This window comes from Parapusillimonas granuli (genome assembly GCF_013416525.1).
In the GTDB taxonomy this organism is placed as follows: domain Bacteria; phylum Pseudomonadota; class Gammaproteobacteria; order Burkholderiales; family Burkholderiaceae_B; genus Parapusillimonas; species Parapusillimonas granuli.
Genome location: NZ_JACCEM010000011.1, coordinates 36,461 through 60,595, shown reverse-complemented (window position 1 = coordinate 60,595; position 24,135 = coordinate 36,461). Strand labels below are relative to the sequence as shown.

The window sequence follows — 24,135 nt, the reverse complement described above, 5'->3', positions numbered from 1 at the left end:
GCGTGGTTCATTACAATAGCGTGAACTTTGCCTGATTGCGGCCGGCTTGACCATTGTTCGTTGATTAAGCGGGTGTTTGCCAATATTTAAGAGTGGGCCACATGGCTATCTATTTCGACCTGACCGACATGCACCTCATGGTGAACGTGGCGGCCGCCCGGAGCATGACGAAAGGGGCCGAACAGTCCTTTCTGTCGCTGCCCGCGGCAAGCAACCGGGTCAAGAACCTGGAAAGCCGGCTCGGCACCGCGCTGCTTTACCGCAACAGCCAGGGCGTGACGCTGACGCCCTCGGGCGAGGCCTTCGTGCGGCATGCGCGCATCGTCCTGAGGCAGCTCGAACACCTGCGCGGCGACATCCAGGAGTACGCCAGCGGCATCAAGGGGCGCGTGCGCATCTACGCGAACACCACGGCGATGAACGAGTTCATGCCCGACATCCTGGCCCGCTACCTGGCCGAGCATCGCGACGTCAACGTCGAACTGCGCGAGCGCCTGAGCCCCCAGGTGGTCAAGGCCGTGGCCGACGGCACGGCCGACATCGGCATCACGGCAAAGACGGACGGCGGCGAAAACGTCGAATTCCTGCCTTACCGCAACGACCGCCTCGTGCTGGTCACCCATGCGGACCACCCCCTGGCCGCCCACGAGTCCGTGGACTTCACCGAGACGCTCGCCTACGACTACGTCAGCCTGTCCGAAAGCAGCGCGATCCACGCCTTCCTGCTGCAGGCCGCCGACGAACTGGGCCGCGCGCTGCGCTTCAGGGTCGAGGTGGGCAACTTCGAGGCCGTCTGCCGCATGATCGCGGCCAACGTCGGCATAGGCGTGATCCCCGCAACGGCCGCCAGGCGCTATGTCCGCGATCTTCCGCTCAGGCGCGTCGCGCTGAACGACGCCTGGGCACTGCGCCGCCTGCACATCTGCGTCAAGCAGTTCGACAGGCTTCCTGTATTCGCCAAAGAACTGGTCTCCGTCCTGCTCAAGGACGAGGCCGAAGGTGTCACGAATGACTAAAGTCGTGCTCGCGTCCAACAACGCGGGAAAGCTGCGGGAATTTTCCGCGATTCTGTCCGAGGCCGGGCTGGAGATGGTGCCGCAAGGCGCGCTGGGCGTGCCCGAGGCCGAGGAGCCGCATCCGACCTTTCTTGAAAACGCGCTGGCCAAGGCCAGGCATGCCAGTCGCCTGACGGGGCTGCCCGCGCTGGCCGACGATTCCGGCCTTTGCGTGCGGGCGCTGGGCGGCCGGCCGGGCGTCCATTCCGCGCGCTATGCGGCCCTGGCGGGCGGGGAAAAGTCGGACGCCGCGAACAACCGCCGCCTGGTCGGGGAACTCGCTTCCGTCCAGGATCGCCGCGCCGGCTATGTCGCGGTGCTGGTGTACGTGGAATCGGCGGACGATCCCAGGCCCATCGTCGCCGAAGGCTACTGGGAAGGCGAGATCATCGGCGAGCCGCGCGGCGGCAACGGCTTCGGCTACGACCCCCATTTCTACATCCCCGCCCTGGGAAAAACGGCGGCCGAGCTCGCGCCCGCGCAAAAGAACGCCCACAGCCATCGCGCCATGGCGCTGCAGTCCCTGCTGCGGGCGCTGCGCGCGCGCGGCGGAGCCTGACCCATGGCCACCATCGTCCAGCGGAATCCGGGCCCGGAAGCCGTTCTGGCGGCCCGCAAGCCCGGCGTGATTCCCGGGCCGGGCGGCCGGACCATCCTGTCCAGCCTGCCTCCTTTGTCGCTGTACGTGCACGTGCCGTGGTGCCTGCGGAAATGCCCGTACTGCGACTTCAATTCGCACGAGCTGAAGGGCGAGCTGCCCGAGCGCGATTACCTGGAAGCCCTGCAAGCGGACCTGGAACAGGCCCTGCCCCTGGTGTGGGGCCGGCAGGTGATTTCCATCTTCATCGGCGGCGGAACGCCCAGCCTGCTGTCTGCGGCGGGCCTGGACCGCATGCTGGCGATGTTCCGGGCCTGCCTGAATGTGCTGCCCGATGCCGAGATCACCATGGAAGCCAACCCGGGCGCCGCCGAAGCCGGGCGCTTCCGGGATTACGCCGCCAGCGGCGTGAACCGGATGTCGCTGGGCATCCAGAGCTTCGACGACCGCGCCTTGAAGGCCTTGGGACGCATACACGACGCAAGGCAGGCCAGGGCGGCCATCGAGATGGCCCAGCGCGCCGTGCCGCGGGTCAACCTGGACCTGATGTTCGCCTTGCCGGGCCAGACGCTGGAGGAGTGCGAGCGCGACCTGCGCCAGGCCATGGCGTTCGGAACCGAGCACCTGTCCCTGTACCACCTGACGCTCGAGCCCAACACGGTCTTTGCGAAGTATCCGCCCGCGCTTCCCGACGACGACACCGGCGCCGCCATGCAGGAATTGATCGCCGACGCCGCGGCCGCCCAAGGCTGGGAGCGTTACGAAATCTCCGCCTATGCCAAGCCGGGCGGGCGCTGCCGGCACAACGTCAATTACTGGGAGTTCGGCGATTACCTGGGCGTGGGGCCCGGGGCGCACGGCAAGCTTTCCTTCCATGACCGCATCGTGCGCCAGGCCAAGCTGAAGAATCCGGCCTCATGGATGGAAAAGGCCTTGCGGCGCGACGGCAGCCATCTTGCCGAGGACCGGCCGGTGCAATGGAAGGAGCTGGGTTTCGAGTTCATGCTCAACGCCTTGCGCCTGAAGGAGGGCGTCGAGCGCGGCAGTTTCGTCGAGCGCACCGGGCAGTCCCTGTTCGCCATCGCGCCGGCCATAGAACGGGCCACGGCGAAGGGCTTGCTGGATCCCGATCCGGCACGCCTGCGCGCCACGCCCCTGGGCTGGGCCTTTCTGAACGACCTGCTGGCGGAGTTTCTGGATTGAACCGTTGCGCGCCGCGTTTTGCACTAAAATTTGCACCATGATGGTGCCGGCCGCCCCGGTTTGGTGTATTGCCATGTCATCGGGGCGGTCAAGCTGCGCGTTCGCGGGGCTCAAAACTGGCACGGCGTTTGCGTAATGCCTGGTGTCTTTACTCATTCTTGTGGTTTTACTGGTTCAGGAGCCTTTTCTATGTCCACCCCCGAAGATGTCTTGAAATTGATCGCCGAACGCGAAGTGACTTTTGTCGATTTTCGTTTTACGGATACCCTGGGCAAAGAGCATCACCTCACGGTGCCCGCCCATACGGTGGACGAAGAAAAGCTGGAAGCCGGCGTCGCGTTCGACGGCTCGTCGATCGCCGGCTGGAAAGGCATCGAAGCCTCCGACATGGTGCTCATTCCGGATCCCCGTTCGATGCGCATGGATCCGTTCCGCGAAGAGCCCACGCTCAACCTGACCTGCGACGTGGTCGAGCCTTCCGACCTGAAAGGCTATGATCGCGACCCGCGCTCGCTGGCCAAGCGCGCCGAGGCCTATCTGAAGTCCAGCGGCCTGGGCGATACCGCGTTTTTCGGCCCCGAGCCCGAATTCTTCGTCTTCGACGGCATCACCTGGAACGACGACATGTCCGGCTCCTTCGTCAAGATCAAGTCCGAAGAGGCCTCGTGGTCGCGCGGGCTGGATCTGGAAGGCGGCAACATGGGGCACCGTCCGGGCGTCAAGGGCGGCTACGTTCCCGTGCCGCCGGTCGACTCCTTCCATGACATGCGTTCCGAAATGTGCCTGCTGCTGGAGCAGCAGGGCGTTCCGGTCGAAGTGCACCACCACGAGGTCGCCGGCCCCGGCCAGCTCGAGATCGGCACGCGGTTCAGCACCCTGGTGGAACGCGCCGACTGGAGCCAGATCCTGAAATACACCGTGCACAACGTGGCGCACGTCTATGGCAAGACGGCCACCTTCATGCCCAAGCCCATCGTTGGCGACAACGGGTCGGGCATGCACGTGCACCAGTCCATCTGGAAGGACGGCCAGAACCTCTTCGCCGGCAACGGCTACGCCGGCCTGTCGGAATTCGCGCTGTACTACATCGGCGGCATCATCAAGCACGCCAGGGCGCTGAATGCCATCACCAACCCCAGCACCAATTCGTACAAGCGCCTGGTGCCGCACTACGAGGCGCCGGTCAAGCTGGCGTATTCGGCGCGCAACCGCTCGGCGTCCATCCGCATCCCCTATGTGGGCAGCCCCAAGGCGCGGCGCGTCGAAGCGCGCTTCCCGGACCCCATGGCCAACCCCTACCTGGCATTCGCGGCGCTGATGATGGCGGGGCTGGACGGCGTGCAGAACAAGATCCATCCCGGCGACCCGGCGGACAAGAACCTGTACGATCTGCCGCCCGAAGAAGACGCGAAGATCCCCACCGTCTGCGTCTCGCTCGAAGAAGCCCTGGAGGCGCTGGACCGCGACCGCGAGTTCCTGACCCGCGGCGGCGTGTTCAGCAACGACATGCTCGACGCCTACATCGAACTCAAGATGGGTGAAATCACGCGCCTGCGCATGACGCCCCATCCGGTCGAGTTCGATATGTACTACAGCCTCTGAGCATGCGGGGCGGCCCGCCCGTCAACGGGTCGGGCCGCCCCTCCTGCCAGGCCAACAAGCCCTGGGTGCAAGCATGGACGTGGCCGGCTACGACCTCTTGTCGACGGCGGTGCTGCTGCTGGACGAGGCGGGCCGCGTCCAGCACGCAAACACCGCGGCGCAGGAATTGTTCAGCGTCTCGCGCAGGCAGTTGCTGGGCCGTCCGGTGGACCAGCTGTTCGGCGGGGATCCGGAACTGGCGGCCCGTCTGCCCGACGCGATCCGCGGCAAGTTCGGCGTCTTGCGCCAGGACCTGGCGGTCGAGCGGCGCGGCGACCTGGTGCCCGTCAGCCTGGCCGTCGTGCCCCTGCAGAAGCAGGAATGGGCCGCCTTGCTGGAGGTGCGGGTGCTGGAGCACCACGTCCTGCTGGACCGGCACCGGCAGCTCAGCAAAGAACTCGCCACGCAGCGCGAGTCCCTGCGCAATCTCGCCCACGAGGTCAAGAACCCCTTGGGCGGCATCCGCGGGGCGGCGCAATTGCTGGAGGCCGAACTGGCCGCGGATTCCCTGCGCGAATACACGCAGGTGATCATCGCCGAGGCCGACCGGCTGGCCGGGCTGGTGGACCGCCTCATCGCGCCGCAGGGCGCCACGCTGAAAAAAACGTATTTCAACATCCACGAGATCTGCGAACGGGTGTACACGCTGGTCCGCTCGGAGTTCCCGGGAATCGAATTCATCCGCGACTACGACGCGTCGGCGCCCGAGCTGGCGGGCGACCGCGAGCGATTGATGCAGGCCTTGCTGAACATGGCGCGCAATGCCGCGCAGGCGCTCGATGAAAGCGGGGCGCGGGCGGCGGGCGAGATCACCCTGCGCACCCGCGTCGGGCGCCGGCCGCTGCTGGCGTCGGGCCCGGCCAAGCTGGGCATCGTGGTGTCGGTGATAGACAATGGGCCGGGCGTGCCGGCGGACCTGCACGGCAAGATCTTCCACCCCCTGGTCACGGGCAGGGCGAGCGGCACCGGGCTCGGGTTGAGCCTGGCGCAGGAGTTCGTCCAGCAGCATGGCGGCGTCGTGGAGTTCGATTCAGTCCCGGGACGAACCGAATTCAGGATGATCCTGCCTTTGGAGCAAGCATGAAAGCGGTATGGATTGTTGACGACGACCAGAGCATACGCTGGGTGCTGGAAAAAGCGCTGGCACGGGCATCCATGCCCGTCCGCAGCTTCGCCTCGGCGGCCGAAGCCCTGGACGCGCTCCAGGACGGCGCGCCCGCGGTGCTGGTGACCGACGTGCGCATGCCCGGCCAGGACGGCCTGGCGCTCCTGCAGCGGATCAAGCGCGAGCATCCCGGCCTGCCGGTCATCGTCATGACGGCGTTCTCCGACCTGAACAGCACGGTCGAGGCATTCCAGAAAGGCGCGTTCGATTACCTGCCCAAGCCTTTCGACGTCAATGTGGCGCTGTCCTTGATACGGCGCGCCGCGCAAACGGCGGAGCCCGACGATGCCGCCGTGCCGGACACGGGCGGCGGCGCGGCCGCCGCGGGGCGGATCATGATGCAATCCTTGGCGCCGGCCATGCAGGAGGTGTTCCGCGCGATAGGCCGCCTGGCGTCGAGCGCGGCCACCGTGCTGATCACCGGCGAGTCGGGCACGGGCAAGGAACTCATCGCCCGCGCCCTGCACGAGCACAGCAACCGCGCCGGCGGGCCTTTCGTGGCCTTGAACGCCGCGGCCATCCCCAAGGACCTGCTCGAAGCCGAATTGTTCGGCCACGAGCGCGGCGCCTTCACCGGCGCGACCCAGCAGCGTCGCGGGCGCTTCGAAGAAGCCGGCGGCGGCACCCTGTTCCTGGACGAGATCGGCGACATGCCCTTCGAGCTCCAGACGCGCCTGCTGCGCGTGCTGGCCGAAGGCAGCTTCTACCGGGTGGGCGGCTCGCAGGCGATCCGGGCCGACGTGCGCATCGTCGCGGCGACGCACCAGCCGCTGGAGCAGCGGGTGGCCGAAGGACGGTTCCGCGAAGACCTGTTCCATCGCCTGAACGTCATCCGCCTGCGCCTGCCGCCGCTGCGCGAGCGCAAGGAAGACATTCCCGCCCTGGTCCGGCTGTTCCTGCAGCATAGCGCGGCCGACATGGGGGTTCCCGTGCGCCGCCTGACGCCCGAGGCCCTGCGCGCCTTGAGCGCCTTCGACTACCCCGGCAATATCCGCCAGCTCGAAAACTTCTGCCAATGGCTGACGGTGATGTCGTCCGGCCAGGTGATCGAACCCAAGGATTTGCCGCCGGAGATCCTGGCCTGGCAGGAGCGCGGTGCCGCGCCGACGGGCTCGGCGGCCGCGCAGGATGGCGGCGCCCTGGCGCCGGATGCGCCGGCGGCCGAGCCGCCGTCCCCCGAATGGCTGGAGCCGCTGGCCCGCGAGGTGGGCCGCCGCCTCGCGCGCAACGAGCCGGCGGTCATGGCCACGCTGGCGCGCGATTTCGAGCGCGTGCTGCTGGAGACGGCGCTGGATTACAGCAGGGGCCGGCGCATGGAAGCCGCCCAGCGCCTGGGCATAGGGCGCAACACGCTGACCCGCAAGTGCGCGGAACTGGGGATAAGCGACTAGGGCCGGTGACGCCTGCCTTTTAGCGTCAACAGGCCCTAGGCGGGCCGGGCCCCGGGGCTCAGGCCGCTTGCGGCACGGGCCTGGCCTTCAACTGGCTTCGCCGCGCAGATAGGCCTGGGCGCGCTGGGCCATCAAGGCTTCGCGCTTGATGAAATCGGCCACATAGTCGTTGACCGGATGGTGATGCAGCCCGTAGGGTGTATCCCATTGCACGATGGTGCCCGCCTGCATCACGCCGATCTTGTCGGCGATGGCGAAGGCCTCGGCCTGATTGTGCGTCACCAGTATGGCGGTGTGGCCGGTCTTCTTCAGGATGTCGCGCACTTCGAACGCCAGGCGCTCGCGGGTGTCGACGTCCAGATTGGAAAACGGCTCGTCCAGCAGCAGCAGCTCGGGCTCGGGCGCCAGCGCGCGGGCGAGCGCCACGCGCTGCTGCTGGCCGCCCGAAAGTTCGTGCGGATAGCGCTGCGCCGAGCCTTCCAGCCCGGTGAGGGCCAGCAGTTCTTTCACGCGCTGCTCGCGCCAGGCCTTGGGGCGCTTGCGCAAGCCGAAGGCGATGTTCTTCTCCACGCTGAGATGGGGGAACAGGGCGTAGTCCTGGAACATCATGCCCACGTGCCGGTGCTCGGGCGCCACCTGCCGGCCGGGCTCGGACAGCACGGCGCCGCCCAGCAGGATGCGGCCCGCGCGCAGCGGCTCGAAGCCGGCGATGGCCCGCAGCACGGTCGTCTTGCCGCAGCCCGAGGCGCCCAGCAGGCAGCCTATGGCGCCTTTTTCCAGGCCCAGCGACAAATCGCGCACGACCGGAACCAGGCCGCCCTCGGTTTCATAGGACAGGCTGATGTGGTCCAGTGTGAGCAGATCGGTCATGCCGGTTTTTCGTATGGATGCTTAATGGGTGGGCCGCAGCTGGGCGCGAGCGAGCAGGATCACGGGCAGCAGGCCCGCCACGACGATGGCCAGCGCCGCGACGGCGCCTTCTTCGTAGGTGCCGCGCGCCGCCTCGGCGTAAAGCCAGGTCGAAAGTGTATCGAAATTGACGGGCCGCAACAAAAGCGTGGCGGGCAGCTCCTTCATGGCATCGACGAAGATCAGCAGCGCCGCCGCGCCCAGCGCCGGCCGCAGCAAGGGCAGATGGATGCGCCGGAGCGCGCCGCCCGGCGTTTCGCCCAACAGGCGCGCCGCCTGTTCCATGGACGGCGGAATGCGTGCCAGGCCCGATTCGATGCCCCCGATGGAGATGGCCAGGAAGCGTATGGCGTAGGCGCACACCAGGGCGGTGCTGGTGCCCATCAGCAGCAGCCCCGGATCGGGATGGCCCAGACGCTGCCACAGCCACGACCCCAGGCCGTCGATCAGCATGAGCGGCGTGAGCAGGCCGATGGCCAGCACCGTGCCGGGAATGGCGTAGCCGCTGGTGGCCAGGCGGGCGGACAGCTTGGGCAGCCGCGGGCCCTTGCCTTGCCGCTGGGATCTGGCCGCCCAGGCGACGGCCAGGCCGGCCGCCAGGGTGGCCAGGGTGGCGATGAAGGCGATCCTGGCGGTGTTGTAGGCGCTCAGCAGCAGCTGGTCGGACACCGAACCCACCGTATGGAAGTGCTTGAGGGTTTCGCTCAGCAGGTAGATCGACGGAGCGATGAAGCCGATGACGACCGGCGCCCAGCCCAGCCCGAAAGCGAGCAGGGCGGCGGAGCCCTTCAGGCGGCGGGGCCGTATGGAACGCGTGCGCTGGGTGCTGGCGTAGCGCTGGCGCCGGCGGCCGTGGCGCTCGACTAGGATCAGGACGGCGACGATGGCCAGCATGGCCAGCGCGATCTGGGCCGCGCCGGCCAGGTCCGAGCGCGTGACCCAGGTGGTGTAGACCGAGACCGTCAGGGTCTGGATGCCCAGGAATTCGGAGGCGCCGATGTCGTTCAGCGTTTCCAGCAAAGCCAGACTGATGCCGACGGCGATCGCCGGCCGCGCCATGGGCAGGGCGACCCGCAGGAAGGCGCCGCGCCCGCCGGCGCCCAGGACGCGCGCCGCTTCGATCAGGCTGGCCGCCTGGGTGGCGAACATGACGCGCGTGCTGAGGTAGACGTAGGGGTAGAGCACGAAGCCCAGCAGCAGGATCGCGCCCAGCAGGGAGCGCAGGTCGGGCAGCCGGAACTGGCGCGGGCTGGTGTAGCCCAGCAGTTCCCGTATGGCGGTCTGCACCGGGCCGATGGGGTGGAGGATGTCCAGGTAGGCGAAGGCGACGATGTAAGTGGGCACCGCCAGGGGCAGCAGCAGCGCCCAGGAAAGCATGCGGCGGGTAGGGAAATCGAAGGCGGTGATCAACCAGGCGCTGCCCACGCCCAGGCAGCCGACCAGGACGCCCACGCCCAGCAGCAGCAGCGCGGTATTGCGGAACGCCGTGGGCAGGACGAATTCGAGCAAATGCCGCCAGTGTTCGAGATTGCCTTGCAGGGCGAACCACAGCAAAGCCGCCAGGGGGGCCGCCACCCCCGCGGCGACCAGCAGCGAAGCCAGGCGCCAGCCCGTGCCCGATTCGAGCGCCCTGGCCCGGCGCAGGCGCAGCGGCGGATCTTGCGGCAATCGAGAAAAAGCGGGCTGTGGCGCCCGCTTTTCCTGGAGGGAAGCAAAAGAGTCTTTAGTTGTTGAATCCAACTTTGTCTACCAGTTCGCTGGCCAGCTTGCGATGCTTCGCAATTTCGGTGAGCGGCAAGGGATCGACCACCAGTTCCCCGAAGCTGGCCACGACCGGGTCGAGCTTCACGCCTTTCCTGACCGGATATTCGTAGTTCGCGTTGGCGTACAGATTCTGGGCCTTGTCCGATACCAGGTATTCGAGCAGCTTGACGGCGTTGTCCTTGTTGGGCGCGTGCTTGGCCACGGAAGCGCCCGAGATATTAACATGGGTGCCCTTGCTCTTTTCGTTGGCGAAAGTGGGCCGCACGACCTTGATGGCGTCGCCCCATTTGCGCGCGTCGGTGCCGGGCTCGGAATTCTTCATGCGCCCGACGTAATAGGCGTTGGCGATGCCGATGTCGCAGATGCCGCCCAGGATGTCGCGGGCGACATCGCGGTCGCCGCCCGCGGCCTTGCGCGCCAGGTTGTTCTTGACGTTGCGCAGCCAGGCTTCGGCGGCCTCGGGGCCGTCGTGGGCGATCATGGCGGCGATGAGCGCCGTGTTGTAGGGGTGCTGGCCCGAGCGTATGCAGACCTTGCCTTTCCATTTGGGGTCGGCGAAGGCTTCGTAGGTGATGGCGTTGACGTCGAGGTCTTTGGCCACGTAGGCCACCCGGTCGCGCAGCGACAAGGTATACCACTGGTTGTCGGCGCCGCGCAGGTTGGCGGGGATGACCTCGTTCAGCGTGCTGGATTGCACGGGCTGGGTGATGCCGGCCTCGACCAGGTCCAGCAGATTGCCGATGTCCACGGTCATGAGGACGTCGGCGGGCGATTTTTCGCCTTCGGCCTTCACGCGCTCGATCAGGCCGTCCTTGACGAAGACGGTGTTGACCTTGATGCCGGTGTCTTTGGTGAATTCGTCGAGCAAGGGCTGGATCAGCTTGGGCTCGCGGGTCGTGTACAGGTTCACGTCGGCGGCGACGGCGGCGGACGACAGGCTTGCCAGTCCGACGAAGCCGGCTGCCAGCAGGGTGCCGACGAGTTTCCGTGGCTCTAGGGTTGAGCGCATCGAGGTCTCCAGAAGATGAAAGCGCGGCGCAGCGGCTGCGCCGGCCGGAAGGGATAGAGAATAAAAATGATTCTCATGATTAGAGTCCGAAAGATAGCAGAGTCCGCAAAAGTATTCAATGAAAAGCGGCCGCTCCCGGCCGCAGGACGCGGCGGCTTATTTCCCTTCGATTTGATCCAGATTAAAGAACCGTCCGGCGATTCCTGCCGGGCGCCTTGATTTATGCGGCCCAGGCCTTAATATCCCTGCAAAGGGCCCGGCGCGGCGCGCTTGCCGCCCGGCCTGGGCTAAAATCCCGATTCCACTTGTGCGGCGCAACGTTCCCGGCGGCAGGGCCGGCCGGGGGCGCGCAACCATTCTTCGATTACCCATGGCAGCCTTCAATACCGAGCAAGTCCAGAGCGTTCATCATTGGAACGACACCCTTTTTTCCTTCACCACGACGCGCGATCCGGCCTTGCGGTTCCACAACGGGCATTTCGTCATGATCGGCCTCGAGGTCAACGGCAAGCCCCTGATGCGCGCCTACAGCATCGCCAGCGCCAACTACGAGGAAAACCTCGAATTCCTCAGCATCAAGGTGCCGGACGGCCCGCTCACGTCCCGTTTGCAGCACCTGAAACCGGGCGACACGGTGCTGGTCAGCAAGAAGCCGGTCGGCACGCTGGTCATCGACGACCTCAAGCCCGGCAAGCACTTGTACCTGTTCGCCACGGGCACCGGCCTTGCGCCCTTCATGAGCATCATCAAGGACCCGGATACCTACGAGCGTTTCGAAAAAGTCGTCCTGCTGCACGGCGTGCGCTACAAGAGCGAGCTCGCCTATTCGGACTTCATCGAAAACGTGCTGCCCAACAATGAATACTTCGGCGACATCGTGCGCCGGAAGCTCATTTATTATCCGACGGTCACGCGCGAGCCTTTCCGCAACGAAGGCCGGATCACCCAACTGGTCGAAACCGGCAAGCTGTTCGAAGACATCGGGCTGCCGCCGCTGAATCCTGAAACCGACCGCGCCATGCTTTGCGGCAGTCCCAGCATGCTGGCCGATATCTGCAGCATGCTCGATGCGCGCGGGTTCACCATATCGCCCGGCGTCGGCCAGCCCGGCGATTATGTCATCGAGCGGGCCTTCGTCGAAAAGTAAACGCCATGCAGACCCCCCGAAGGCTGGACCGATGCCCAACCTTCGGGATGCGGTTCATGGGGCAGGGCTTTTAATTTTGACTATAGATGATTAAACTCTGATAGCTGTTGTGTTCATTCCATCCAACGAAACAGAGAAATCATTCATGGCCAAGCAAATCATCCACACCGACGCCGCGCCCGCCGCCGTGGGTCCCTATTCGCAGGCGGTTGCCGTCGCAACCGGTAAAACCGTGTATTTGTCGGGCCAGATCGGGCTCGAACCGGGCACGGGCGAACTCGTCTCCGAAAACTTCGAAGGCCAGGTGCGCCAGTCCTTCGCCAACATGCAGGCCGTCATCGAGGCCGCCGGCGGCACGCTGGACAACATCGTCAAGCTCACCCTGTTCCTGACGGACCTGAGCAAGTTCGCCAGCGCCAACGCCATCATGGCCGACATCATCCCCCAGCCTTACCCGGCCCGTTCCACGATAGGCGTGGCCGCGCTGCCCAAGGGCGCGCAGTTCGAAGTCGAAGCGGTCATCGTCATCTGACACCCGCCGAGCCAGGCATTGGCAGGTACGAACGCAACGGGTCCGCGCACGGTGCGCGGGCCGGCCGGAGCTTCCGGCGGCGCGGCCGCGCAGGGCGGCGGCGCCGGCCCGCGCGGCGGTTCTCTGCTGGAACGCAAATTCCAGCGCCTGGGCCTGTTCGGCCCCGCCGATTTCATCGTGCACCTGCCGCTGCGCTACGAAGACGAAACCCGCATACAAGCGATCGCCGAATTGGTGCCGGGCGTGCCGGGGCAGGTCGAGGCCGAGGTCATGCATAGCGAAGTCCAGCTTCGTCCGCGGCGGCAGCTGCATGCCGTGGTCCGCGACGACACCGGGCAGATCGCGCTGCGCTGGCTGCATTTCTATCCCAGCCAGCAAAAGCAGCTGGCGGCGGGGCGGCGCCTGCGCGTGCGCGGCGAGCTGCGCCACGGCTTCGGCGGCTATGAAATGGTCCACCCCAGGCTCAGCGCCGCCGGCAGCCCTTTGCCGCAAGCGCTCACGCCGGTCTATCCCACCACCGACGGCCTGCCCCAGGCCAGCTTGCGCAAAGCCATCGATCAGGCGCTTGCGCAGGCCGACCTGTCCGACACCCTGCCCGACGCCTTGCTGCGGCGGTACGGGCTGATTCCCTTCGCCGACGCCATCCGGGTGCTGCATCATCCTCCCGCCGGGGCGTCCTATCAGGACCTGCTGGAGCGCGAGCATCCCGCCTGGCTGCGCATCAAGTTCGACGAGCTGCTGGCGCAGCAGCTGTCCCTGGCGGAAGCGCGCGCGGCCCGGCACAAGCAGCGGGCGCCGGTCCTGCCCGCGCGCGGCGGCGGCTTGCCGCGGGCGCTGCGCGACAGCCTGCCGTTTGCCCTGACGGCGGCGCAGAAACGGGTGGTGCGCGAGATCGCGGCCGATCTGGCGCGGCCCTTTCCCATGCATCGCCTGCTGCAAGGCGACGTGGGCAGCGGCAAGACCATCGTGGCGGCCTTCGCGGCGGCGCAAGCCATTGCCGCCGGCAGCCAGGTGGCCATCATGGCGCCCACCGAGATCCTGGCGGAGCAGCACTATCACAAGCTCGGGGCCTGGCTGCGGCCGCTGGGCGTCGAAACGGCGTGGCTGGCCGGCAGCCTGGGAGCCAAGGCGCGCAAGGCGGCGCTGGAAGCCGTCGCCGGCGGCCGGGCGCAGCTGGTGGTCGGCACCCAGGCCCTGATCCAGGAAAAAGTCGACTTCCACAATCTCGGCCTGATCGTCCTCGATGAGCAGCACCGTTTCGGCGTCGGCCAGCGGCTGGAGCTCAGCCGCAAGGGCGAATCGGTCGTCGCCGGGCGGAACCTGATTCCGCACCAGCTGAACATGAGCGCCACGCCCATTCCCCGCACGCTGGCCATGACCTTCTTCGCGGATCTTGACGTCTCGATCATCGACGAACTGCCGCCGGGCCGCAAACCGGTGCTGACCAAGCTCATCTCCGATGCCCGCCGCGAACAGGTGCTGGGCAGCGTCATGGCGGAAGTCCGCAAGGGCCGGCAAGCGTATTGGGTCTGCCCCCTGGTCGAGGAAAGCGAGGCCCTGCAACTCCAGACGGCGATCGACACGCACGCCATGCTGGTCCAGGCGCTGCCCGACATGCGTATCGGACTGGTGCACGGCAAGCTGGCCACGGCGGCCAAGCAGGAAGTGATGCAGGCGTTCCGCGATGGCGAAATCGACCTGCTGGTGGCGACGACCGTCATCGAGGTGGGCGTCGACGTCCCGAACGCCTCCTTGATGATCATCGAGCACGCCGAGCGTTTCGGGCTGGCGCAGCTGCACCAGTTGCGCGGGCGGGTGGGCCGGGGCGCCGCCGAATCCATCTGCGTGCTGATGTACCAGCCGCCGCTGTCGGGCGTCGCGCGGCAGCGCTTGCGGGCCATGTACGAAACCGGCGACGGCTTTGAAATCGCCCAGCGCGACCTGGATCTGCGCGGGCCCGGCGAGTTCCTGGGCGTGCGGCAGTCCGGCCAGGAGCTCCTGCGCTTCGCCAGCCTGGAAACCGACGCGCGCATCGTCGAGCAGGCGCAAGAGGCGGTCCCCATCATGCGCGACCAGTATCCGGAACACGCAAGAGCCCATCTGGACCGCTGGATGCGCAATCGAAAGGATTATCTGCGCACCTGACGCAGGTGCTTTTATTCGCGAGACACATCATGACTTTGACCGAGCTGAAATACATCGTGGCCGTTGCGCGGGAACGGCATTTTGGCCGTGCCGCCGAGGCATGCTTCGTGAGTCAACCCACCTTGTCCGTCGCCATACGCAAGCTGGAAGAAGAGCTGGGCGTGGTGTTGTTCGAGCGCGGCGGCGCGGAGGTGGGCATCACGCCCATCGGCCTGCGCGTGGTGGCGCAGGCCCAGAAAGTGCTGGAAGAGGGCGCCAACCTGCGCGAGATCGCCCGCCAGGGGCACGACCCGCTGGCCGGCCCCTTGCGCGTCGGCGTGATCTACACCATAGGCCCGTACCTGCTGCCGCGGCTGGTCCCCACGCAGATCGCCTCCACCCCCCAGATGCCCCTGGTGCTCCAGGAAAACTACACGGCGCGCCTGCTAGAGCTCTTGCGCCAGGGCGAGATCGATTGCGCCATCGTGGCGCTGCCCCTGCCCGACGCCGGGCTGGCGATGCGGCCGCTGTACGATGAGCCGTTCTTCGTGGCGGTGCCCAAGAGCCACCCATGGGCCAGGCACAAAGAGATCGAAGCTTCGGCCCTGAAGGACGAGACCATGCTGCTGCTGGGCAGCGGCCATTGCTTCCGCGACCAGGTGCTCGAAGTCTGCCCGGAATTCTCGCGCTTTTCGGCGGCCAGCGACGGCATACAGCGCACCTTCGAGGGCTCGTCCCTGGAAACGATCCGGCACATGGTCGCCGCCGGCATCGGCATCACGGTCCTGCCGGCCAGCTCGCTGGCGGTGGCGGGCAAGGAAAACGAGCTCCTGGCGTTCATTCCCTTCAAGAAGCCGGTGCCCGACCGCAGGGTGGTGCTGGTGTGGCGCAAGAGCTTCCCGCGCGCCGCGGCGATCGACGCGTTGGTCGCGGCCATCCATGCCTGCGACTTGCCCGGCGTGCGCTATCTCGACGAATCCAGCCTGGAGGCCGAGCCGGCCTGAGGCCGGGCGCACGCGATTCCCGGCCCGCGGCTCCCGGTTTTTGCGCGGCTTTGCGCAGACTTTTCAGGCGGCCGCATGGTATCCTAAAACTTGTCTGATCAACCGGTTTTATCCTGGAGGTTTTATGGCGAAAACAAACAAGCTGGATGCCAAAACAGCAAAAATGAGCGATAAGGGTCTGCCCATAGACATCGGCATCTCGGACAAGGATCGCGCCACGGTGTCACAAGAATTGTCGAAAATGCTGGCGGATTCCTACACCCTGTATTTGATGACGCACAATTTTCACTGGAACGTCACCGGCCCTCTGTTCAACACCCTGCACGCCATGTTCATGACGCAGTACACCGAACAATGGCAGGCGCTCGACAGCATCGCGGAACGCATCCGCGCGCTGGGCCATTACGCCCCGGGCACCTACGCGGAATACGCCCGGCTTTCCTCCATCGCCGAAACCTCTTCGGTTCCCAGCGCCGAGGAAATGATCCACCTGCTGGTCAAGGGCAACGAGGCCGTCGCCAAGACCGCGCGCGCGGCGCTGCGCAAGGCCGACGAGGTCGACGACCAGCCCACCGTGGACTTGCTCACCCAGCGGCTGGACGTCCACGAAAAGAACGCCTGGATGCTGCGCAGCCTGCTGCAGTAGGCGAAGCCCGGGCCCGCCGGCGTCGAAGCCGGGGCCCTAGCGTAAACCCTGAAAGCGGATCCCCGTCGCCGGCAATATTTCGGTGTATCCTTTGCTGGCTACTTTCAGGAGGTATTATGAAAATCCGCTTTACGCCCGTTGCGGCGGCCCTCGGTCTGGCCGCCGGCATGTTCATGTCGGCCGGCGCCATGGCCGACACCATCAAGATCGCCATCGCCGGTCCCTTCACCGGTGCGCTGACGCAGTACGGCACCATGGTCAAGGAAGGGGTCGACACCGCCATCGAGCAAATCAACGCCGCCGGCGGCGTCCTGGGCAAGAAACTCGAAGCCGTCACCATCGACGACGGCTGCGAACCCAAGCAGGGCCCGGTCGTCGCCAACCGCGTCGTGAACGACAAAATCCATTACGTGGTCGGCCACGTATGCTCCGGCGCCACCATTGCCGCCACCGACATCTACAACAATGAAGGCGTCCTGATGGTGACCCCGTCGGCCACGTCGCCCGCCGTGACCGATGGCAAGAACTACGACATGATCCTGCGCACCATCGGCCGCGACGACCAGCAAGGCCCGGCCGCCGCCAAGTTCATCATCGAAAAAATCAAGCCCAAGCAAGTCGCCGTCCTGCACGACAAGCAGTCTTACGGCCAGGGCATCGCCAGTTCGGTCAAGTCCGAACTCGAAAAAGCCGGGGTGAAGGTCGTCCTGTTCGAGGGCATCAACGCCGGCGACAGCGATTATTCCGCGGTCATCACCAAGCTCAAGAGCTCGGGCGCCGATTTCGTCTATTACGGCGGCTATCACCCGGAAATGGGCCTGCTGCTGCGCCAGGGCGCCGAGCAAGGCCTGAAGGCGAAGTTCATGGGCCCCGAGGGCGTCGGCAACCCCGACATCAACGCCATCGCCGGCGCCGCGGTCGAAGGCCTGCTGGTCACGCTGCCCGCCGACTTCACCAAGGACGCCGCCAACGAGGCCATCGTGAAGGCGTTCAAGGACAAGAAGCGCGATCCCGGCGGGGCCTTCCAGCTGACGGCGTATTCGGCCACCAAGGCCATCGCTGAAGGCATCAAGGGCGCAGGCAAGGACGACCCGGTCAAGGTAGCCCAGTATCTGCACGCCAATAGTGTCGAAACACCCATCGGGAAGATCTCCTGGAACAAGCAGGGCGACCTGAACGATTTCAAGTTCGACATCTTCAACTGGCACAAGGATGGCTCCAAGACCGTCTATCAGTAAGCCGATCCCACAGGCTGCCTGATTTCCACGGCCTTGCGGCTCAGGGCGTCTTGCCCTGGGGCGCAAGGCCTTGCGGTTCTGGGCCTGCTTACGCGCCGATCCGCTTTCCCGTCGCCGCATCGAACCAATGCGGCGCGTGAATCCCGTCCCATCCCACCTGCACGGCCTCGCCCACCTGCAAAGGATAATCCCGAGTCAAACCCACCGGGCAGCGCAGCACGATGGGCGTGTCCGCATGCATGCCGTGTATCAGCTGTTCCGACCCCAGCACCTCCACCATCTCGACATTGATCGGAATGCCATCCGCGTGCAGCTTCATGTGCTCGGGCCGCAAGCCCATGATCACCTTGCGGTTCGCCATCTCCGGAGGAACGAGCGAGGCCGGGAACTGCAGGGGCGCGTCGTTCTCGTCATGCACCTGGCGCTGCGCGTCGACCCGGGCCGGAATCAGATTCATCGGCGGCGAGCCGATGAAGCCCGCGACGAATACGGACGCCGGCTTTTCGAATACCTCGATGGGCGTCCCGATCTGTTCGGGCACCCCTTTGTTCATGACCACCATGCGCTGCGCCAGCGTCATGGCTTCGACCTGGTCGTGCGTGACGTAGAGACTGGTCGTTTTCAGCCGGCGGTGCAGCTTCTGGATTTCCAGCCGCATCTGCACGCGCAGCTTGGCATCCAGGTTGGACAGGGGCTCGTCGAACAGGAACACCTTGGGGTCGCGGACGATGGCCCGGCCCATGGCCACGCGCTGCCGCTGGCCGCCCGACAGCTGGCGGGTGCGGCGGTCCAGCAGATGAGTGAGTTCGAGGATCTTGGCGGCCTCCTGCACGCGGCGCTGGATTTCTTCCTTGCTGAACTTGCGGATCTTCAGCCCATAGGCCATGTTGTCGAACACCGACATGTGCGGGTACAGCGCATAGTTCTGGAACACCATGGCGATGTCCCGCTCAGCGGGCTCCAGGTCGTTCACGACCTTGCCGCCGATCAGGATCTCGCCTTCGGTGACCGTTTCCAGCCCCGCCACCATGCGCATCAAGGTCGACTTCCCGCAACCCGACGGGCCGACGATGACGATGAATTCGCCGTCCGCGACGTCGATGTCCACGCCGTGGATGACGGCGATGTCGCCCGGATAGGTCTTCTTGACCTTGCGAAAACTCAGTGTAGCCATGTGCGATTCCAAATCCGGAGACGGCGGCCAGGGCCGCCGCTTATTTTTCCGAGTCGATCAGACCCTTCACAAACCATTTCTGCATCAAAACGACGACCAGCACCGGAGGGATCATGGCCAGCAGCGCGGTGGCCATGACCAGGTTCCACTGGGTGACGCTGTCGCCGCCCGAGATCATGCGCTTGATCCCGATGACGATGGGATACATGTCTTCCTGGGTGGTGATGATCAGCGGCCACAGGTACTGGTTCCACCCGTAGATGAACTGGATGACGAACAGCGCGGCGATGCTGGTGCGCGACAGCGGCAGCAGGACGTCCTTGAAAAACCGCATCGGGCCCGCGCCGTCGATGCGCGCCGCCTCGACGAGCTCGTCGGGCACGGTCAGGAAGAACTGGCGGAACAGGAAGGTGGCGGTGGCGGAAGCGATCAGGGGCAGCGTCAGCCCGGCGTAGCTGTTCAGCATGCCCAGGCTGGACACCACTTCATACGTGGGCGCGATGCGCACCTCGACCGGCAGCATCAGGGTGATGAAGATCATCCAGAAGAACAGCATGCGGAAGCGGAAACGGAAGTAGACGACGGCGAAGGCCGACAGCAAGGAAATGGCGATCTTGCCGACGGCGATGGCCAGCGCCATGACGGTGCTGACCCACATCATGCGCGCCACGGCGGGCGCCGAGCCGGCCCCGCCGGTCAGCACGGCGACGTAGTTGTCGACGAAATGGCGGCCCGGCAGCAGTGACATGGGCGCGCGCGCGACCTCTTGCGCGGTTTGCGTCGACGCGATGAAGGTCACGTACAAGGGGAAGGCGATCACCGCCACCCCCAGCAGCAATACGAGGTGGGTGACGATGTCCAGGATGGGGCGGCGTTCGATCATGGCTCGGTTCGGATGTGTTGACAGGCCCGGAAGCTGGCGTGGACGCGGGGCGTCAGTAATTGACCCGGCGGTCGATGTAGCGGAACTGGACGATGGTCAGCGCCACGACGATGATCATCAGTATGACCGACTGCGCCGCCGACGAGCCGATGTCCAGCCCTTTGAATCCGGCGTTGTACACCTTGTAGACCAGGATGGAGGTGCTGGTGCCCGGCCCGCCTTGCGTGACGATGTCGATGATGGCGAAGGTGTCGAAAAAAGCATAGATGACATTGATGACCAGCAGGAAGAAGGTGGTTGGCGACAGCAGGGGGAAGACGATGGTCCAGAACCGGCGCGCGGGGCCGGCGCCGTCGATGGCCGCCGCCTCGATCAGCGAGCGCGGTATCGCCTGCAGGCCGGCCAGGAAAAACAGGAAGTTGTACGAAATCTGTTTCCAGACGGCGGCGATCACGACCAGCATCATGGCATCGGCCGAATCCAGGCGCGGGTTCCAGGCGATGCCGGCCTCCATCAGGTAGACGGCCAAGATGCCCACCGACGGCGAAAACAGGAACAGCCACAAGACCCCCGCGATGGCGGCCGCGACGGCGTACGGCCAGATCAGCAGGGTCTTGTAGACGGCCGCGCCTTTCACGGCCCGGTCGGCCATGACGGCCAGCAGCAGCGAAATCGACAGGCCCAGCACGGCCACCAGCGCGGAGAACAGGGCGGTGACCTTGAAGGAATCGAGGTAGTCGGAGCTGGACAGCAGTTCGGCGTAATTGGCCAGGCCCACGAATTCCGAAGACAGGCCGAAGGCGTCTTCGAGGCGGAAGGACTGCCACATGGCCTGGCCGGCGGGCAGGAAAAAGAAGATCACGGTGACCGCCAGCTGCGGCAGGACCAGCAGATAGGGCAGGATCTTGTGGTTGAAGACGACGCGCTTTTCCATGTTCAGCGGAGCCTTGTTCTTGAATGGATATGAGCGTGCGGGGGGCGCAGCAAATCGCAAGGGGCGCCCGGGTTCCGGGCGCCCCTGCCGCCTCATTTTAATGCAAGGCCTACCTGGCGCTCTTCTCGAAGCGCTCCAGCAGTTCGTTGCCGCGGCGCGCCATGTTCGCCAGGCCGGCCTCGGCCGTCAACTGGCCCGAGAAGATCTTTTCCATTTCGCCGTCCTCGATCTCGCGAATCTGCGGCAGGAAGCCCAGGCGGATGCCGCGTGAATTTTCCGTGGTGGCGGCGTCCAGTTGCTGCACTGCAATAATGGTGCCGGGGTTCTTGTCATAGAAGCCGGATTTTCGCGTCAGCTCGTAGCCTTCCTTGGTCACCGGCACATAGCCGGTCTGCTGGTGCCATTGGGCGGCCTTTTCGGGGCTGGAAATGAACTTGAAGAACTTGGTCACGCCTTTCTGGACTTCAGGCGATTTCCTGGCGAACACCCACAGCGACGCGCCGCCTATGATGGTGTTCTGCGGCGCGCCCGGCACGTCGGCATGGTAGGGCAGGGAAGAAATCCCCAGTTCGAAGGCGCCGGTCTTGAGGATGTTGGCGCGGCTGCCGCTGGAGCCGGTGAACATGCCGCATTTGCCGGAAGTGAAAAGCGCGTTGGGCGCGTCGCCGCGGCCTCCGTAGGTGAAAGTGCCTTCCTTGGCCATCATGGCGAGATAGCCCAGGTGCTTGGCGAACACCGGGTCTTCGAGCTTGAGGCGGGCGTTCAGCCCGCCGAAGCCGTTGTCCTGGGAAGCATAGGGCACGTTGTGCCAGGCGGCGAAGGTTTCGAGCTGTATCCAGGCCGGCCAGCCGGTGGTATAGCCGCATTCCATGCCGGCGGCGCGCAGCTTCTTGCCCGCCTCGTGCACTTCCGGCCAGGTCTTGGGCGGGTGGTCGGGATCCAGGCCGGCTTTCTTGAAGGCGTCCTTGTTGTAATAGAAGACGGGCGTGGAGCTGTTGAAAGGCATGGACACCAGCTTGCCGTCCGGCGACGAATAATACCCGGCGACCGCGCCCAGGAAGTCGGACGCCCGGATCGGGTCGCCGGCTTTCTCGGACATTTCCTGAACGGGCTGCACGGCGCCCTTGGCGTACATCATCGTGGCGGTGCCGACCTCGAACACCTGCAGGATGTCGGGCGCATTGCCGGCGCGGAAGGCGGCGATCCCCGCATTCATCGATTCGCCATAGGCGCCCTTGTAGACCGCCTTGACGACGTAATCCGACTGGCCGGCGTTGAATTCGCCGACCAGGGCGTTGACGCGTTCGCCCAGCGCGCCTTCCATCGAATGCCAGAAAGTGATGTCCGTGGCGGCGTGCGCCGTACCGATGCCGGCGACCAGGCCGGCGAAGGACAGGGCGATCAGTTTGGCTTGCATGTGCTTCTCCTTGACGATTCCATGTGGCCGGAGCGGTAAACTCCGTTGGCCGGAAGCATATATTGCGCTCATGACACGGGCGTGACGGCGGCCGGCCCCCGCTGTGGCGCGCCCAGCAAATAATGCGCCCGGCCTCCCCAACTCGTACAATGGCGGCTTATGACCCAAGAACTCACCATAGCATTCATCGGCGGCGGCAACATGGCCACCGCCCTGGCGGCAGGCTTGATCGGCAAGCGCTGCGGGGCGCACGACGTCCACGTCATCGACAAGAATCCCGCGGTGCTCGACCGCTGGGCCCAGCAGGGCGTGTCGGTCGCGCAGGCGCCCGACGCCACGCTGGCCGGCCGCCGGGTCTGGATCCTCGCCGTCAAGCCGCAGTTCCTGAAAGAAGCCGTCGAATCCTGCCGGCCCTTCCTCGTCCCGGACACGCTCGTCGTCAGCGTGGCGGCCGGCATCCCGGCCCGGGCCATCGGCGCCTGGCTGGCCGGCCCGGACGGCCGGCCCCACACCCGGCTGATACGCTGCATGCCCAACACACCCGCCCTCATCGGGTCGGGGGCCAGCGGCCTGATGGCCCTGGACGGCGTGACGCAAGACGACCGCCTGGTCGCCCAGCAGATGCTGGGCGCGGTGGGCGAGGCCGTCTGGGTCCAGGACGACGCCCAGATCGACGCGGTCACGGCTTTGTCGGGCAGCGGCCCGGCCTACGTGTTTCTGTTCATCGAGGCCCTCATCCAGGGCGCCGTCCGCCAGGGGCTGACCGACGACCAGGCGCGCACCCTGGCCCTGGCCACGCTGAACGGCGCGACCCAGCTGGCCGCGCTGTCGCATGAAAGCCTGGCCGTCCTGCGCGAGCGCGTCACCTCCAAGGGGGGCACGACGGCCGCGGCGCTGGAAGTCCTGGACGCCCGCGGCTTCGCCGCCATCGTCCAGCAAGCCATGGACGCCGCCCGGGACCGCGCCGCCGAGCTCTCCAGGGAATTCTCCTGACGAAAGGCCCGATAAGGGCTTATCCGTAGTGACAGCCATCGGGGGAGTCGTCAGAATACGCTAGCCGTTTCAGGCCGAGCTAATAACATGGCTTGCCGCTGATCACGAGCATTCCCACCAGGAAGGCTCTGAACGGCAAGCCCAACCGGAGATTCCCAGGCATGAAGTCCTTCAAACGCGTAACACCCCTGGTCATGGCATTGGGCGCCCTGGCCATCGCAGGTAGCGCCTATGCAGCCGACACCATCAAAATCGGCATTCCTCAGCCCATGACGGGTCCCGCCACGCAATACGGCGACCAGATCCAGGCCGGCGCGCTCACCGCCATCGAAGCCATCAACGAGGCCGGCGGCGTCAAGGGCAAGAAGCTCGAACCCCTGCTGATCGACGACGGCTGCGAACCGAAACAGGCCGTGCCCGCCGCCAACCGCGTCATCAATTCGGGCGCCAAGTTCGCCGTGGCCCACGCGTGCTCGGGCACCACCGTGCCCGCGGTGAACGTCTACGAGCAGGAAGGCATCGTCGCCATCACCCCGGGCGCCACCTCGCCCCTGGTCACCGACACCATCAAGCCGCATTACTTCTTCCGCACCATCGGCCGCGACGACCAGCAGGGCCCGTTCGCCGCCGGCTACATCGCCAAGCACCTGAAGCCGAAGTCCATCGCCATCCTGCACGACAAGCAGACCTACGGCTCGGGCGTCGCCACCCAGGTGCGCGACAACCTCACCAAGAACGGCGGCAACGTCACGCTGTTCGAGGGCATCAACGTGGGCGACAGCGATTATTCCGCCGTCATCACCAAGCTCAAGTCGCTGAATCCCGATCTCATCTATTTCGGCGGCTATCACGCCGAGCTCGGGCTGCTGCTGCGCCAGGCGCGCGAGCAAGGGCTGAACACCCAGTTCATGGGGCCGGAAGGCGTCGCCAACAAAGACCTCGTCGCCATCGCCGGCCCCGCCGTGAAGGGCCTGCTGGTCACGCTGCCGTCCGACTTCACCAAGCTGCCCGGCAACGAAAAAGTGCTCGAGCACTTCAAGAAGTACAAGCGCAGCCCCGACGGCGCCTTCACGCTCACCGCCTATGCCGCGGTGCAGATCCTGGCGGACAGCATCAACGCCGTGGGCGCCGATCCGGCCAAGGTGGCCGACTACATGCACAGCAACACCTTCAACACCGCCATCGGCAAGGTCGAATACGACGCCAAGGGCGACCTGAAGGAATTCGAGTTCGCCGTCTTCAAATGGGATGACGCCGGCAATCTGGAGCAACTGAAACTGTAAAATCGGCCTCGCCAGCTCCAGCCTT

At 65.7% G+C, this 24,135-nt stretch carries 21 protein-coding genes; 14 read left to right on the top strand and 7 right to left on the bottom strand.

Annotated elements, in window-relative coordinates:
* Nucleotides 1-101 precede the first annotated feature (101 nt).
* The 6 genes from H0A72_RS18755 to ntrC all read left to right on the top strand — a co-directional run bounded on the left by H0A72_RS18755 (nt 102) and on the right by ntrC (nt 7,053).
* Nucleotides 102-1,016, top strand: a complete 915-nt coding sequence (locus tag H0A72_RS18755; RefSeq protein WP_180158032.1) for a LysR family transcriptional regulator — start codon at nt 102-104, stop codon at nt 1,014-1,016.
* A complete protein-coding gene (gene rdgB, locus H0A72_RS18750) occupies nt 1,009-1,614 on the top strand; it encodes an RdgB/HAM1 family non-canonical purine NTP pyrophosphatase (protein ID WP_180158031.1) in 606 nt (201 codons plus the stop codon). The genes H0A72_RS18755 and rdgB overlap by 8 nt, the downstream gene beginning before the upstream one ends.
* A gap of 3 nt (nt 1,615-1,617) precedes the next feature.
* Nucleotides 1,618-2,856, top strand: coding sequence for a radical SAM family heme chaperone HemW (gene hemW / locus H0A72_RS18745; protein ID WP_180158030.1), 1,239 nt, complete (start codon nt 1,618-1,620; stop codon nt 2,854-2,856).
* A 189-nt stretch (nt 2,857-3,045) separates the two neighbouring features.
* A complete protein-coding gene (gene glnA, locus H0A72_RS18740; RefSeq protein ID WP_180158029.1) occupies nt 3,046-4,458 on the top strand; it encodes a type I glutamate--ammonia ligase in 1,413 nt (470 codons plus the stop codon).
* Between the two features lie 73 nt (nt 4,459-4,531).
* Nucleotides 4,532-5,581 (top strand): nitrogen regulation protein NR(II), encoded by a 1,050-nt coding sequence (gene glnL, locus H0A72_RS18735; RefSeq protein WP_180158028.1) that lies wholly within the window; start codon nt 4,532-4,534, stop codon nt 5,579-5,581.
* Entirely contained in the window at nt 5,578-7,053 is a 1,476-nt protein-coding gene (ntrC, locus tag H0A72_RS18730) for a nitrogen regulation protein NR(I) (RefSeq protein WP_180158027.1), read from the top strand. Before glnL ends, ntrC begins: the two co-directional genes overlap by 4 nt.
* Before the next feature lie 87 nt (nt 7,054-7,140).
* Here the strand turns inward: ntrC and H0A72_RS18725 are convergent, their stop codons facing one another.
* From H0A72_RS18725 to H0A72_RS18715, 3 genes are read right to left on the bottom strand one after another with little or no spacing between them, the layout of a single operon-like run.
* Complete coding sequence (locus H0A72_RS18725; RefSeq protein ID WP_180158026.1) at nt 7,141-7,923, bottom strand: ABC transporter ATP-binding protein; 783 nt, start codon at nt 7,921-7,923, stop codon at nt 7,141-7,143.
* A 21-nt stretch (nt 7,924-7,944) separates the two neighbouring features.
* Nucleotides 7,945-9,630: an ABC transporter permease gene (locus tag H0A72_RS18720; protein WP_180158025.1), complete on the bottom strand. Its 1,686-nt coding sequence runs from the start codon at nt 9,628-9,630 to the stop codon at nt 7,945-7,947.
* Nucleotides 9,631-9,685: 55 nt separating this feature from the next.
* Nucleotides 9,686-10,735: a Fe(3+) ABC transporter substrate-binding protein gene (locus H0A72_RS18715; RefSeq protein ID WP_180158024.1), complete on the bottom strand. Its 1,050-nt coding sequence runs from the start codon at nt 10,733-10,735 to the stop codon at nt 9,686-9,688.
* Nucleotides 10,736-11,105: 370 nt separating this feature from the next.
* Between H0A72_RS18715 and H0A72_RS18710 the strand changes: the two genes are divergently transcribed.
* The 6 genes from H0A72_RS18710 (at nt 11,106) to H0A72_RS18685 (ending at nt 17,426) form a co-directional block, all read left to right on the top strand.
* Nucleotides 11,106-11,882, top strand: a complete 777-nt coding sequence (locus H0A72_RS18710) for a ferredoxin--NADP reductase (RefSeq protein ID WP_180158023.1) — start codon at nt 11,106-11,108, stop codon at nt 11,880-11,882.
* A gap of 145 nt (nt 11,883-12,027) precedes the next feature.
* A complete protein-coding gene (locus H0A72_RS18705) occupies nt 12,028-12,414 on the top strand; it encodes a Rid family detoxifying hydrolase (protein ID WP_180158022.1) in 387 nt (128 codons plus the stop codon).
* A 51-nt stretch (nt 12,415-12,465) separates the two neighbouring features.
* Complete coding sequence (gene recG / locus H0A72_RS18700; RefSeq protein WP_180158114.1) at nt 12,466-14,559, top strand: ATP-dependent DNA helicase RecG; 2,094 nt, start codon at nt 12,466-12,468, stop codon at nt 14,557-14,559.
* Between the two features lie 29 nt (nt 14,560-14,588).
* Nucleotides 14,589-15,542, top strand: a complete 954-nt coding sequence (locus tag H0A72_RS18695; RefSeq protein WP_180158021.1) for a LysR substrate-binding domain-containing protein — start codon at nt 14,589-14,591, stop codon at nt 15,540-15,542.
* Between the two features lie 124 nt (nt 15,543-15,666).
* On the top strand, nt 15,667-16,188 hold the full coding sequence (locus H0A72_RS18690) for a Dps family protein (protein ID WP_425502480.1): 522 nt from the start codon (nt 15,667-15,669) through the stop codon (nt 16,186-16,188).
* A gap of 116 nt (nt 16,189-16,304) precedes the next feature.
* The gene (locus tag H0A72_RS18685) at nt 16,305-17,426 is read left to right on the top strand and encodes a branched-chain amino acid ABC transporter substrate-binding protein (protein WP_180158019.1); all 1,122 of its coding nucleotides are present in this window, start codon (nt 16,305-16,307) and stop codon (nt 17,424-17,426) included.
* 88 nt (nt 17,427-17,514) lie between these two features.
* Here H0A72_RS18685 and H0A72_RS18680 read toward each other — a convergent pair whose 3' ends face one another.
* The 4 genes from H0A72_RS18680 to ugpB all read right to left on the bottom strand — a co-directional run bounded on the left by H0A72_RS18680 (nt 17,515) and on the right by ugpB (nt 21,834).
* Nucleotides 17,515-18,600: a sn-glycerol-3-phosphate import ATP-binding protein UgpC gene (locus tag H0A72_RS18680; protein WP_180158018.1), complete on the bottom strand. Its 1,086-nt coding sequence runs from the start codon at nt 18,598-18,600 to the stop codon at nt 17,515-17,517.
* A 40-nt stretch (nt 18,601-18,640) separates the two neighbouring features.
* Complete coding sequence (ugpE, locus tag H0A72_RS18675; RefSeq protein ID WP_180158017.1) at nt 18,641-19,483, bottom strand: sn-glycerol-3-phosphate ABC transporter permease UgpE; 843 nt, start codon at nt 19,481-19,483, stop codon at nt 18,641-18,643.
* A 52-nt stretch (nt 19,484-19,535) separates the two neighbouring features.
* On the bottom strand, nt 19,536-20,417 hold the full coding sequence (gene ugpA / locus H0A72_RS18670; protein ID WP_180158016.1) for a sn-glycerol-3-phosphate ABC transporter permease UgpA: 882 nt from the start codon (nt 20,415-20,417) through the stop codon (nt 19,536-19,538).
* Between the two features lie 109 nt (nt 20,418-20,526).
* The gene (gene ugpB, locus H0A72_RS18665) at nt 20,527-21,834 is read right to left on the bottom strand and encodes a sn-glycerol-3-phosphate ABC transporter substrate-binding protein UgpB (protein ID WP_180158015.1); all 1,308 of its coding nucleotides are present in this window, start codon (nt 21,832-21,834) and stop codon (nt 20,527-20,529) included.
* 159 nt (nt 21,835-21,993) lie between these two features.
* Between ugpB and proC the strand changes: the two genes are divergently transcribed.
* Nucleotides 21,994-22,827 (top strand): pyrroline-5-carboxylate reductase, encoded by an 834-nt coding sequence (proC, locus tag H0A72_RS18660; protein WP_180158014.1) that lies wholly within the window; start codon nt 21,994-21,996, stop codon nt 22,825-22,827.
* A 161-nt stretch (nt 22,828-22,988) separates the two neighbouring features.
* Nucleotides 22,989-24,110 carry a high-affinity branched-chain amino acid ABC transporter substrate-binding protein gene (locus H0A72_RS18655; protein WP_180158013.1) on the top strand — a complete coding sequence of 374 codons (1,122 nt, stop codon included), beginning with the start codon at nt 22,989-22,991 and terminating at the stop codon, nt 24,108-24,110.
* Nucleotides 24,111-24,135: the final 25 nt, after the last annotated feature.